General features: G+C 66.8%; 11 protein-coding genes and 1 tRNA gene. 7 read left to right on the forward strand and 5 right to left on the reverse strand.

The features are described from left to right. Both HMPREF3114_RS21295 and HMPREF3114_RS14340 read left to right on the forward strand, forming a co-directional pair. A partial coding sequence (locus HMPREF3114_RS21295; RefSeq protein WP_218086322.1) for a hypothetical protein occupies nucleotides 1-371 on the forward strand: 371 nt, incomplete at its 5' end. Nucleotides 372-397: 26 nt separating this feature from the next. After that, entirely contained in the window at nucleotides 398-1,423 is a 1,026-nt protein-coding gene (locus HMPREF3114_RS14340) for an NADP-dependent oxidoreductase (protein ID WP_053500735.1), read from the forward strand. Nucleotides 1,424-1,502: 79 nt separating this feature from the next. Here HMPREF3114_RS14340 and HMPREF3114_RS14345 read toward each other — a convergent pair whose 3' ends face one another. Then, nucleotides 1,503-2,345, reverse strand: a complete 843-nt coding sequence (locus tag HMPREF3114_RS14345) for a bifunctional transcriptional activator/DNA repair enzyme AdaA (RefSeq protein ID WP_053500733.1) — start codon at nucleotides 2,343-2,345, stop codon at nucleotides 1,503-1,505. Between the two features lie 132 nt (nucleotides 2,346-2,477). Between HMPREF3114_RS14345 and HMPREF3114_RS14350 the strand changes: the two genes are divergently transcribed. Then, a complete protein-coding gene (locus tag HMPREF3114_RS14350) occupies nucleotides 2,478-3,239 on the forward strand; it encodes an SDR family oxidoreductase (RefSeq protein ID WP_032954356.1) in 762 nt (253 codons plus the stop codon). 6 nt (nucleotides 3,240-3,245) lie between these two features. Here HMPREF3114_RS14350 and HMPREF3114_RS14355 read toward each other — a convergent pair whose 3' ends face one another. Then, complete coding sequence (locus HMPREF3114_RS14355; protein WP_053500731.1) at nucleotides 3,246-3,731, reverse strand: hypothetical protein; 486 nt, start codon at nucleotides 3,729-3,731, stop codon at nucleotides 3,246-3,248. Between the two features lie 164 nt (nucleotides 3,732-3,895). On the opposite strand from HMPREF3114_RS14355, the gene HMPREF3114_RS20675 reads away from it, so the two are divergent. Beyond that, the gene (locus HMPREF3114_RS20675; RefSeq protein WP_083297603.1) at nucleotides 3,896-4,126 is read left to right on the forward strand and encodes a hypothetical protein; all 231 of its coding nucleotides are present in this window, start codon (nucleotides 3,896-3,898) and stop codon (nucleotides 4,124-4,126) included. Here HMPREF3114_RS20675 and HMPREF3114_RS14360 read toward each other — a convergent pair. Further along, nucleotides 4,127-4,202: transfer RNA gene (locus HMPREF3114_RS14360), tRNA-Ala, on the reverse strand. A gap of 495 nt (nucleotides 4,203-4,697) precedes the next feature. Between HMPREF3114_RS14360 and HMPREF3114_RS14365 the strand changes: the two genes are divergently transcribed. Then, nucleotides 4,698-7,028 carry a TonB-dependent receptor gene (locus HMPREF3114_RS14365; protein ID WP_053500729.1) on the forward strand — a complete coding sequence of 777 codons (2,331 nt, stop codon included), beginning with the start codon at nucleotides 4,698-4,700 and terminating at the stop codon, nucleotides 7,026-7,028. A 75-nt stretch (nucleotides 7,029-7,103) separates the two neighbouring features. Here HMPREF3114_RS14365 and HMPREF3114_RS14370 read toward each other — a convergent pair whose 3' ends face one another. Together HMPREF3114_RS14370 and rnd are read right to left on the reverse strand one after the other, a co-directional pair. Next, nucleotides 7,104-8,177 (reverse strand): hypothetical protein, encoded by a 1,074-nt coding sequence (locus HMPREF3114_RS14370; RefSeq protein ID WP_070489937.1) that lies wholly within the window; start codon nucleotides 8,175-8,177, stop codon nucleotides 7,104-7,106. A 90-nt stretch (nucleotides 8,178-8,267) separates the two neighbouring features. Continuing rightward, on the reverse strand, nucleotides 8,268-9,347 hold the full coding sequence (gene rnd, locus HMPREF3114_RS14375) for a ribonuclease D (protein WP_005417789.1): 1,080 nt from the start codon (nucleotides 9,345-9,347) through the stop codon (nucleotides 8,268-8,270). A gap of 84 nt (nucleotides 9,348-9,431) precedes the next feature. On the opposite strand from rnd, the gene HMPREF3114_RS14380 reads away from it, so the two are divergent. Continuing rightward, nucleotides 9,432-11,324: a formylglycine-generating enzyme family protein gene (locus tag HMPREF3114_RS14380; protein WP_053500727.1), complete on the forward strand. Its 1,893-nt coding sequence runs from the start codon at nucleotides 9,432-9,434 to the stop codon at nucleotides 11,322-11,324. Between the two features lie 88 nt (nucleotides 11,325-11,412). Then, the gene (locus tag HMPREF3114_RS14385) at nucleotides 11,413-12,309 is read left to right on the forward strand and encodes a M48 family metallopeptidase (RefSeq protein WP_053500725.1); all 897 of its coding nucleotides are present in this window, start codon (nucleotides 11,413-11,415) and stop codon (nucleotides 12,307-12,309) included. Nucleotides 12,310-12,413 lie beyond the last annotated feature (104 nt).

The following is a 12,413-nucleotide window of genomic DNA, read 5'->3' on the forward strand; positions in this document are numbered from 1 at the left end:
AATCCCCTGCTCTACCAACTGAGCTACTCGGCCACGTAGTTCATTGCAGCGAGGTCGCTGCCAAGGACGCGCATATTACGGAGGTCAGCCGGCTACGGCAAGCATTTTGGCAAAAAACCTTCACATTGCCGTCTGCGCAGACGCAAGTACTTGATCCGCCGTCGCGGGGCAGGGGGGCGCTGGATGCCGATTCATCCGTGCGCGGTGGCGCGGTGATCATCGCGTGCGGCGGAATTCAGCGGGCCACGGTGATCGACAAACGCGGCGTGGCGCGGCCTGCGCGTGGACGGCACCGATACCGGACATGGAACGCTGTTTTCGTGACCCCCATGGGGGAACGCTGCGGCGTAGTGTCGGCGTTCCTTTCCTGATGCTGGCAACAGCAGAGACCGTCGTCATGTCCGACTCATCGACCACCACCCGCATCGTGCTGGCGTCGCGTCCGCAGGGGGCGCCCACTGCAGCCAATTTCCGCCTGGAGCAGGCCGCGCTGCCGCCCTTGGGCGACGGTGAGGTGCTGCTGCGCAATCGCTACCTCTCACTGGACCCGTACATGCGTGGACGCATGGATGAGGGACCGTCGTATGCCGCGCCGGTGGCAGTGGAAGCTGTGATGGAAGGCCAGACCGTGGCCGAGGTATTGCAGTCCAGGGCTGCGGGTGTCGCAGTGGGCGAACAGGTGCTGGCGCCGGGCGGGTGGCAGACCCACGCGGTGCTGCCGGCCAAGGCGCTGGGCCGCCGCCTGGACCCGGCCGGGCTGCCGTTGAGTACGGCGCTGGGGGTGTATGGCATGCCGGGCTTCACCGCCTATTCCAGCCTTCATGAAATCGCCCGCCTGCAGCCGGGAGAGACGCTGGTGGTGGCCGCCGCAACGGGGCCGGTCGGCGCGACCGTGGCGCAGTTGGCCAAGCTGCAGGGCGCGCGCGTAGTGGCTATCGCCGGTGGCGAGGCCAAGCGTGCCTATCTGCAGACGCTGGGCGTGGACGTGGCGCTGGATCATCGCGCGGCTGATTTTGCCGAGCAGCTGCGCGCGGCGGTACCTGCGGGTATCGACGTGTACTTCGAGAACGTCGGGGGCCATGTGCTGGATGCGGTGCTGCCGTTGCTCAACGACTTCGCCCGCATTCCGGTGTGCGGCACCATCGCCACCTACAACAATCGTGGTGTTGCGCAGCCTGGCCCGGACCGCCTGCCGGTGCTGTTCAGCCAGATCCTGCGCCAGCGCCTGACCGTGCGCGGTTTCATCGTGCACGACTTCAAGCACCTGTGGCCGGACTTCGAGCGCGAGATGGCGCAGTGGCTGCGTGAGGGCCGCATCCAGTACCGCGAGGATGTGGTGGAAGGGCTGGAAAATGCACCGGAGGCGTTCTTCGGGCTGCTGCAGGGGCACAACTTCGGCAAGCTGGTGGTGAAGCTGGACTGAGGGCTTGGCCGATGCCGGCCAAGGTTGGCGGCTACCGGAGGTTGGGGGCGCCGACAAGGTCGGCGGCTTGCGGGTCGCGTCAGCCGTTGGCGACCTTTTCCCGGCGCAGCAGTTCGCGCTTGCGTGCCACGCCCCAGGCATAGCCGGACAGGTCGCCGTCGCGGCGCACCACCCGGTGGCAGGGCACCGCCACGGCCAGCGGATTGCTTGCGCAGGCGCGTGCCACCGCGCGGCTCGATTGCGGCGCGCCGATACGCGCGGCGATTTCGGCATATGAGGCCGTCTGTCCGCGCGGAATCTGCTGCAGCGCCTGCCATACACGTTGCTGGAAGGCCGTGCCGCGGATGTCCAGCGGCAGCGTGGCGCCTCGCGAGGGATCCTCGACCAGGCCCACCACCTGTGCCACCAGTTGTTCATAGCCGCTGTCGGCCCCGACCAGTTCGGCCTGGCGGAAGCGCTGCTGCAGTGACTGCAGCAGCGCTTCCGGATCGTCGCCGAGCAGGATCGCGACCACGCCGGTGGCACTGCTGGCCACCAGCACGCTGCCCAACGAACTTTCGGCAAGCGCGAAGTGGATGACTTCGCCGCGACCACCGGCACGCCATTGCTTCGGCGTCATGCCCAGCAGCTTCGGCGCGTTCTCGTAGAAGCGACCGCTGGAGCCGAAGCCGGCATCGTGGAAGGCGTCGGTGATGCGTTCCTGTTGTTCCAGCCCGGTGCGCAGGCGGTCGGCGCGCAGCGCGGCAGCGTACTGCTTCGGGGTCAACCCGGTTGCTTCCTTGAAAAGGCGATGCAGACGGGTTGGGCTGCAACCCGCGATCCCGGCCAGTTCCTGCAGCGAGGGTTCGTCGTGGCTGGCTTGAAGGTGGCGGCAAACCCGTTCGACGCGGGCATCGAGGGCGGTGGTGGTGGTGCTGTCCATGGCCGGATTCTGGCACGTGCTGGTTCTGCGGAAACTCCGTTTCCTGCACCGATGGGTCGGGCCCGGAAACGGAGTGTTGGCAGGCGAGAGGCGCGGCATCGTGGCGGCCACTTCACAACCGGTACCACGACCATGCGGCTGAACAACAAGATTGCTCTCATCACCGGTGCCAGCGCCGGCATCGGCCGCGCCAGCGCGCTGCGCTTCGCTGCAGAAGGGGCAAAGCTGGTGCTCAACGCACGGCGGCCGGAGCCGCTGCAGGCGCTGGCCGAGCAGATCCGCGCCGCCGGTGGCGAGGTGGTGGTGCATGCCGCGGACGTGGCTGATCCGGCCACGGCACCGGCGCTGGTGGAACTGGCCCAGCAGTCATTCGGTGGGTTGGACATCGCGCTCAACAATGCCGGCATGCTCGGCCCCGGTGCACCGGCAGCAGAGTTCCCGGTGGATGCGTGGCGCGAGGTGATGGCCACCAATCTCGATGCCGCCTTCCATGCCGCACGCGCCCAGTTGCCGGCGTTGCTGGCACGCGGCGGTGGCTCGCTGGTGTTTGTCGGCACCTTCGTCGGCCACACCGTCGGCTTCCCGGGAATGGCGGCCTATGCGTCGAGCAAGGCCGGCTTGATCGGCCTGAGCCAGGTGATCGCCGCCGAATACGGCGCGCGTGGCGTGCGCAGCAACGTGCTGCTGCCCGGGGGCACCGATACCGAGATGGGCCGGCAGGCGGCACCGACCGGTGATGCGCGTGATTTCGTGCGCTCGCTGCATGCACTCAAGCGCATGGCCAAGCCGGAGGAGATCGCCAATGCGGCGTTGTTCCTGGCCAGCGATGAAAGCAGCTTCGTTACCGGTACCGCAATGCGCGTTGAAGGCGGCGTGTCGATCACCCGAACCTGAGCGCCGTCACGTGCGAGGCGAGTAGCGGAGGCCGCTGCTCGCCATGAATCCCTTCGGGTCGAACCGGGCCCAGGCCTCGCCCCAGCTGAAGCGGGCGTGGCCGCCTGCCAGTTTGCGCCCCAGTGCCGTGGCCAAGGTGCGCCGCATGAAAGCGACTTCGGCATCGATCGCGGCCTGGGTCGGCCAGCCGTCTTCCAGTGTTGCACCGGGCAGATCGACGCTCATTGTCACCATGTCGAGGTATTGGCCGTGGAAGCACAGGCTGATGCCAGCGGGTGCACCGCCCAGGCTGAGCCGGTGCAGGCTCAGCCAGACATAGCCGGTGCCGACATCGCGCTCGCCATGCGTCAGCGTGGCGAAGGCGATGCGCGCCTCCTGCGGTGAGAGGCTGGGACAGATCAGGTTCGGCAGCGTGCCGAGCTGGATGCTGCCGTCGGTTGGATTGAGGTTCATCGGCACGGTGTGTGCCGCGTGCTGGGCGGGCGGGGGCATGGATGTACGCGGAATTCGTGCTGCATCGGATTCTGGGCGTGTGTTCACCGTCGCAGCAAGTGGGTTCGTGCACACGCTGTTGGCGCGGGACTGACCTGTGGATTACCCGCCGGCCTCTAGCGTGGGGCAGAACGTCGGCCTGATGCCGATGAGGGAGTAATCAGATGAACGAGCCAGACAAGGATCAGGACCCGAAGCAGGGCATCCAGGAAAGCCGCCAGGACCGGAAGCAGGACAACGTGGCGAAGCAGCGGCCGGGCCAGTGCGACCAACAGGTGCGTGATGCGCATTCGCGCAGCCCGCGCCGCAAGGATGGCGGCCAGGAACCCGGCCAGGCGGATTCCAGACAAGAAAAAACCCGTAGATCGCCAGGATCTACGGGTTCTTCTGAATAGTGGTGGAGCCAAGGAGGATCGAACTCCTGACCTCGTCATTGCGAACGACGCGCTCTCCCAGCTGAGCTATGGCCCCACGGCAGGGCTGCAGTGTAGCGCTGCCTGCCGGGCTTGCCAAGCGCCGGGCAGGGACGACGCAAGGCCTGGATCCACCGCCGTGCCGGCCGGATTCGGGCCAGTGCTTGGCGCAGCAGGGCGAATTCGACAGAGACCAGGCGTTGCGCAAGGCAATGCCGGGGGCGGCAGCAATGAGCAGTCGTCCCGCGAAGCCGTGGCACCGTAGAAGTAAAGGCGAGAGTTGGTTTCGCAGCGCGCATGCGGGCGACTTGCGAGGGTCGATGTCGCGCTGACCCGGCTGCCAGGAGCTTCGGGGTCAGATCCGTTTTCCCTTGGAAAACGGATCTGACCCCAGGCGCTGCCGGCGGACTGTGCCGAAACCGCTTGTTTCGCCGGGTTCGGGTGCCGCGCAACGAAATCGTAACAATTTGGGGGATAATGGCCGCTTGCGCAGTTTTCCCCTTTTTGCCGCCCGGCTCGCGCAGGCCGCACGGACGCCTCCTCAGAGCATTCCATGCCCTCCCATTCCGATTCCCGCCGCCTGTCGGGTATGTCGTCTTCCTTCGTTTCCTTCCGCCGCCATCCGCTGGCCCTGGCCTGCGCCGGCCTGGCTCTGGTCGGCAGCTTCGGTGCCGCCGCGCAGGACAGCGCGCCGACCCCGACCGGCCTGGACACGATCACCGTGACCGCCGAACACCGTGAGCAGAACCTGCAGGAAGTGCCGGTCTCGGTGGGGGTGGTACAGGGCGAGCGCATGCGCGACTTCACCGCCGGCGGCGACGACACCCTGCTGGCACTGTCCGGCCGCGTGCCGAGCCTGTATGCGGAAACCACCACCGGCCGCATCTTCCCGCGCTTCTATATCCGTGGCCTGGGCAATATCGACTTCTACCTGGGGGCCTCGCAGCCGGTGTCGATCATCCAGGACGATGTGGTGCTGGAGCACGTGGTGCTGAAGTCCAACCCGGTCTATGACGTGGACCAGGTGGAAGTGCTGCGTGGCCCGCAGGGCTCGCTGTTCGGCCGCAACACCACCGCCGGCATCGTCAAGTTCGACACCCTGAAGCCGACCCAGGACTACACCGGCCGGGTCAGCGCCAGCTACGCGACCTACAACAGCGTGTCGATCGACGGCGGCTTCGGCGGTCCGATCAATGACATCGCCTCGTTCCGCGTGTCGGCGCTGTACCAGCACCGCGATGACTACGTCGACAACACCTACAAGGGCCCGAGTGCCGACGGCACGGTCAGCCCGAAGAAGAACGCGATGGGCGGCTTCGATGACCGCAACGTACGCGCGCAGCTGCTGCTGACCCCGAGCGACCAGTTCTCGATCCTGGCCTCGGCCCACGCCCGTGACTACGAAGGCACCTCGACCCTGTTCCTGCGCGGTGCGCTGACCAAGGGCTCGAACAAGACCGACGTGCCGCGCGACCAGGTCGCCTACGACGAAGCCGACAACAATCCGCAGGCCTACAAGACCTACGGCGGCTCGGTGAAGGCACGTTACGACTTCGGCGCGATCGACTTCACCTCGATCACCGCCTACGAAACCACCTCCGGCTACAGCCGTGGCGACACCGACGGCGGCGCTGCGGTGAACTTCCCGGTGAACGGCGTGCCGAACGGCTACGGCCAGTCGATGGGCCGCATCCGCGACCTGGACCAGTGGACCCAGGAATTCCGCTTGGCCAGCCATGACGACAGCGCGCTGCAGTGGCAGGCCGGTGCCTTCTACTTCAACGGCAGCGACACCACCGACTTCTACCAGCGCGCCTGGTTCCTGCAGGGCGCGGCCCGCAACCCGAACAACTGGGTGCGCCTGCGCAACAAGAACACCTCGTGGGCCGGTTTCGGCCAGCTGAGCTATGCCTTCACCGACAAGTTCACCGTCACGGCCGGCCTGCGCCAGACCCGGGACGAGAAGCACACCCGCCTGCTGAAGACGGCTGACACTGCTGCCGGCGTGGTCACCTACAAGGGCCGCACCGACGTCAAGATGTCCGACACCACCCCGAGCTGGGATCTGAGCGCGATGTATCAGATCACGCCGGAGGTGAGCGTCTACGCCAAGGTCGCGCGTGGCTTCCGTGGCCCGACCATCCAGGGTCGTTCGGCGGTGTTCAATGCCGACTTCACCACCGCCGATTCCGAGACCATCCTGTCCTGGGAAGCGGGCGTGAAGAGCAGCCTGTGGGACAACCGCCTGCGCTTGAACGCCACCGCGTTCACCTATACCGTCAACGACATCCAGCTCAACGGCAACGATTCGGACGGCAACGGCGTGCTGTTCAACGCCGACAAGGCCAAGGCCTATGGTTTCGAAGCGGACATGGAGCTGCGCCCGATCCCGAACCTGACCCTGAGCGCCGGCCTGAGCCTGCTGCACAGCGAGATCAAGGACAAGCGCGTCTACGCGCAGGTCTGCGGCCTCAACGGCCAGGTGGTGTGCACGGTGAATGACCCGACCATCAAGGTCGGTGCCAACACCTTCGCGCAGATCGACGGCAACCCGCTGCCGAACGCGCCGAAGTACAACGTCAACCTGGCCGCCCGTTACGACTTCCCGGTCAGCGACGCGGGCACCATGTTCGTGTCCACCGACTGGAACAAGCAGGGCTACACCAGCTTCGTGCTGTACGACAGCAAGGAGTTCAACTCCAAGGGTGATTTCGAAGGCGGCCTGAAGATCGGCTACTCGGGCAACTACGGTGCCTACGAAGTGGCGCTGTTCGCGCGCAACATCACCAACGAGAAGAACCTCAAGGGTGTGATCGAGAACTATATGGCTGCGGTCTACAACGAACCGCGCACCGTCGGTGTCTCGCTGAACATGAACTGGTAAGCCTTACCCCGTCGTGTACCGGAAACGGCGCTCATCGAGCGCCGTTTTTCGTTGCTGGCCAGGCATCAGCCGTGCTCAAGGCGTGGCGCTGACGCCCTTGCCCAGCGCTGCATCGGACGGCGCACTGGGGCCCAGCACCTGCAGCTGCATCGCCTCCATCCGCTCCAGTACCTTGCGCTGCTTGCCGTTGAGGCCGCGCGAGGTGATTGCGATGTGCTTGCGCGCAGCGTCCAGCGGCGCGGGTTGGTAGTGCACCGTGAAGCGGCGCAGAGCGCATCCTGTCAGCTTGTCGACCGGTGCGCAGTCGTTGGCGTTGAAATCGATATCGCCGTCGGCGGCAACAATGAAGGGGCTGAGCAGGATCTGCCCTTCGCGGGCAGTGAAGGCCAGTGGCGCGTGGGCCTTGGTGATGACCGCCTGGATGCGTACGGCAGGGATGTCTTCAGGGACGATCCTGTCATCCCAGTAGCCTTCGGTCGGGCGCGAGGTTTCGTAGTTCTGGGTGCCCCATGCCACGCAGTTGCCGGAGGCCACATGCACCGAGATGCAGACCTGCTGGGAGTGCTGATCGGTCAGGACGCCGGGTGGTACCCAGACCTTCTTCCAGGAATAGAAACGGTAATCGACGTCGGCCAGGCGGGTGGCGCCGATGTCCTTCGATACTTCGTCCGTGGTCCCCAGCGGCTTCAGCTTGGCCACGCGGGTGTTCAGGCGGTAGTTCTCCGCACCGTTCAGCAGATAGGTGCCTGGCGGAATCAGATGCACCTCGAACACGTCCATCAACACCGTCCTCTGCGGGCCGGTTTCCAGTTCGTTGGTGTTGAACAGCTGCACATAGCCCTGGGAGGGAATATCCTTGTGCTGGAAGGACACCCGCGTCGAGAACCCGGGTAGGTCGGTCGAGCGGTTGCCCAGATGAAAGCCGGGGACCGGAGAGCCGACGCCTGGCCCGCCGTTGTGCACGACATATGGGGCCGGCACCAGCACGGCAACCAGACCGTCGCGGGTGGCACCGTCAATGATGTCCACCAGCTTGGCTGTGTTCTCCTTTTCCTGTGCATAGGAAAGCGGTGCGGCCTGCCCGGAGCATGCCAGGCCCAACGTGGTTAGCAGCAGTGCGCAGGCGGTCGCGATCTTGAGGGTCTGCATCGACGTCTCCTTGTCAGTACCGCCAAACCCTAGCACGGCCCCTGCAGGCTTGAGGTGCACGGCGCCGGCGTGGTCCGGCGCCTTGTGCCATCAACGTGCGGGCAGCAGCGCCTGCAGCCGCGACTCCAGTTCCTGCTGGCGCCAGCCGGCCAGTGCGGCGGGCCATTGGCGGCGCTCCAGGTAGCTTTCCAGATGCTTGCGCGAGGCCAGCACGCCATCCGGCAGACCCAGCTCGCGGCTGCGCTCGGCAACGGCATCCTGCAGCCTCTTCAGTGCCTGCTTGTTGGTGTCGTTGGCGGGCAGTGCCAGCGGTGCCTCGGCCTCATCGGCCAGCGGCGTGTCCAGCGCCTGCCACACCGCGCCGGCGAGCTTGCGCGGTGCCTTCGGGAACTGTTCAAACAGCGTGGCCAGCGCGGCGGCATCGGCCGGTGGCGTGCGTGCCAGCGTGGCGGCCAGTTCGTTGTCCAGGATCCAGCTGCGCGGGCGGTCGCTGCTGCGTGCCTGCACATCACGCCAGCGCAGCAGGCGCAGCAGGCGGCGCTGCGCGGGAGCATCGAGAAACTGCGCTGAGCGCATCGCCAGATGCGGCCAGCGGTCCTCGTCATTGGCGACGCTGGCCAGCAGGCGCTCGCCGTCGTCGTGCAGCCACTGCTGGCGGCCCAGCGCCTGCAACTTGGCATCAATGGCGTCATGCAGCGCGAACAGGTGCTCGACGTCGTCGGCGGCGTATTGCAGTTGCGACTCCGAGAGCGGACGGCGCATCCAGTCCGAGCGGGTTTCGCCCTTGGCCAGCGCCACGCCGGTGATTTCCGCGACCAGCTTCTGGTAGCCCATGCCGCCACCAATGCCGGCCAGCGAGGCGCCGATCTGTGTGTCGAACAGCGGTCGCGGCAACACGCCGCAGGTCCACTTGAAGGCAACTAGGTCTTCGCTGGCGCTGTGCATCACCTTGGTGATCGACTCATCGGCCAGCCACGGCGCCAGTGCCTCGGCCATACCGGGAATCAGCGGATCGATCAGCAGGATGTCCTGCCCGACCGCCATCTGCACCAGAGCCAACTGCGGCCAGAACGTGCGTTCACGGATGAATTCGGTGTCCAGGCCGATGCGGGCCGGACGCTGCTGGAAGTACGCATCCAGCTCGGCGGGGGTGGTGATCCAGGTTGCCACGGGTCAGGGCCTACTACTCGGGTTTGCTCAGGCAGGGGAGAATAGCCTAACGTCGGTCCGCGTCCGTGCCGAAGGAGATCCTGCTTGCGTTTTCCGCTGTCGTCCGTGCTGTGCACCGCTCTGGCCGTGGCCTTGGCCGGTTGCACGCCGTCGCCCTCGGCAACACCGGAGCCGGGGCCGGCTGCTGGCGAAGACGCGCGGCCGCAGGAAGGTTCACTGGCGGAGCCGACACCGGGGGCGGGGCAGGGTAGCGTCACCATTGCCGGTGAGGATGCCACCGAGGACGTGCAGCGGTGGACACCGCCACGGGTCGACCGGCAGGGCCGCAGCGTCGCCCAGCTGCGCCGCGCAGCCGAAAAGGCGTTCAGCGAAGGGCACCTGTACGAGGACGCCGACGCGGCGGTTCCGCTGTGGCTGGCGGTGCAGGAGGAAGATCCGGATGACCGCCTGGCCCGCAGCGGCCTGCAGCGTGCTCGCCAGCGCCTGCAGCAGCAGGCCGATGCTCTGCTGGTTCGGCCACTACGGCAGCGCGAGGCGCTGGCCGAGGCGAGTCGCCAGGCACTGGTACTGCTGACCCTGGCGCCGAAGGATGAGAAGGTGCGCGCGCTGCAGGGCCGGGTGGAGCTCGCCCAGCGCGTGGTGGCCTATAACCGTGCCGGCGAGGAAGACCTGCGATCGGGGCGGATCGGCGAGGACGGTGACGGTGCGATCGGCAACTTCCGTGAAGCGCTGGCTCTGGACGAACACAACAGCCGGGCGCGGCAGGGCCTGGCGGCGGCCGAAAGTGGCCTGATCCGCCGGGCCGAGGACGCCGCGCGCGTACGCGACTTTGTCAGTGCGGGCACCTGGCTGGCCGAAGCCAGCAAGGTCCGTGACTCGTCACCGACCATTGCCGATGCCTTCGAGCGCATCGAGCAGATCCGCGCCGCCGCGCTGCTGCAGCTGCGTGATGAGGGCCTGCGCGAGCTGGCCACGCCGCAGGGGCTGAAGCCGGCGCGCGAAAAGCTGGCCGAGGCCCTGCGCATCGCCTTGCCGGGGGATGCGGTGGTGGCCCAGCTGCGCGAACGCATCGATCTGGCCACCCACTACGGCAGCTTCCGTCCGGGCCAGGTGTTCAGCGACGCGATGCGTGATGGTGGGCGCGGTCCGCAGATGGTGGTGGTGCCGCATGGCGGCTTCCAGATGGGCGCGGGTGATGCCGAGCCCGGCTCCACCGACGCCGAGCGCCCCTCCCACTACGTGCGCTTTGACCGCGGCTTCGCGATGGCGATCACTGAGGTTACCGTCGGCGATTTCGAGCGCTATGTGAAGTCGACCAATGCACGACCACGTGCAACCCGGCGCGGCCACTCGGTGGTCTATGACGAGCGCAGCGGCAATTTCATCCGCCGCAGCGGCGTTGACTGGCGTTCGGATTACGATGGCGCGCGTGCACTGGGTAACTCGCCGGTGATGCATGTCAGCGTGCGGGATGCCGAGAACTACGCGGCATGGCTGTCCGAGCAGACAGGACGCAGCTACCGGCTGCCGAGCGAGGCCGAATTCGAATATGCGCTGCGCGCCGGGAGCAGTGGCCGCTACCCCTGGGGAGACGCTGGTACGCCGCCGCCGGGCAGCGGCAATTTCACCGGCAGCAAGGACGTCTCGCCTTCGGGTCGGCACTGGCACAACGCATTCATCGGCTATGGCGATGGCTGGTGGGGACCGGCGCCGGTGGCCAGTTTCCAGGCCAATGCTTTCGGCCTGCACGACATGGCCGGGAATCTGAGCGAATGGGTGGCCGACTGCTGGCACGCCAGCTACCGGCGTGCGCCGTCCGATGGTGTCGCCTGGTTCAACCCGGGCTGCCGGTCGCGGGTGATCCGGGGCGGTAACTGGGCCAATGCGCCCGAGCAGACCCGTGCGGCCTGGCGTCAATCGCAGGATTCGGACACCACCAATGCGCGCATCGGCTTCCGCCTGGTGCGCGGCATCTGAGCGGCATCGGGCTTCACCCGCTGCTGGCGTCCGCGCACTAAGATTGCGCCGTGCCCGCCAGCCGGCGGGGTCTGCTGGAAGACCACCGATGCGCAACGATCCCTTTTCCCGCTCGCCCCAAGGTCCGCAGCGACGCGGCCTGTTCGGCAACATCCGCTGGTGGGTGCTGCTGCTGGCGGCGGGCTACGCGGTGTTCTACTGGTTCTCCAATCGCACCGTCGATCCCTACACCGGCGAGAAGGTGATGATCGACAGCAGCCTGGATGCGCGCCAGGAGACCGCGCTCGGTCTGCAGGCCTACCAGCAGATCCTCTCGCAGGAACGGCCGATGGATCCGAATGCGCCGATCGCGCGCGATGTGCGCGACATCGCGCAGCGCCTGATCGCCAAGGTGGACGTGGTGGAGACCGCGCTGGCACAGGAGCACGGCGTGCAGCCGGCGCATTTCGCGCGGGATTTCCAGTGGGAAGTGAACGTGATCCCGTCCGGGCAGGCCAATGCGTTCTGCCTGCCGGGCGGCAAGATGGCGGTCTACACCGGCCTGGTGCCGGTGGCGCGTACGCGTGATGCGATGGCGGTGGTGATGGGCCATGAGATCGCCCACGCGCTGTTGCGCCATGGTGCGCAGCGGATGGCGCAGCAGAAGCTGACCCAGATCGGGCAGATGGCCGGTGCCGCCAGCGGCATGGATGCGCAGCAGCAACAGATGATGATGTCGGCGATGGGCTACGGCTATCTGCTGCCCTATGCGCGCAGCCACGAGACGCAGGCCGATGAAGTGGGGCTGATGCTGGCCGCGGCGGCGTGCTTCGATCCCCGCGAGGCGGTGCCGCTGTGGCAGCGCATGGGCCAGGCCAGTGGCGGCCAGGCGCCGCCGGAGTTCGCTTCCACCCACCCGAATCCGGGCACCCGCATCCAGAACCTGCAGGCACTGATGCCGAAGGCGCTCGAGTACCGGCAGAAGTTCTGCGAGCAGGCAAAGTAGAGGGTGTTCGGCAGGGCTTGCAGCCCTGCACCTGCCGAAGCCAGAGCAACAGCAACAGCAACAGCCGAAGCAACAGCAACAGCGGGCTATCCGTGGGATGGCGG

Origin of the sequence: Stenotrophomonas sp. HMSC10F07 (assembly GCF_001807895.1) — a bacterium.
Taxonomy (GTDB): domain Bacteria; phylum Pseudomonadota; class Gammaproteobacteria; order Xanthomonadales; family Xanthomonadaceae; genus Stenotrophomonas; species Stenotrophomonas sepilia.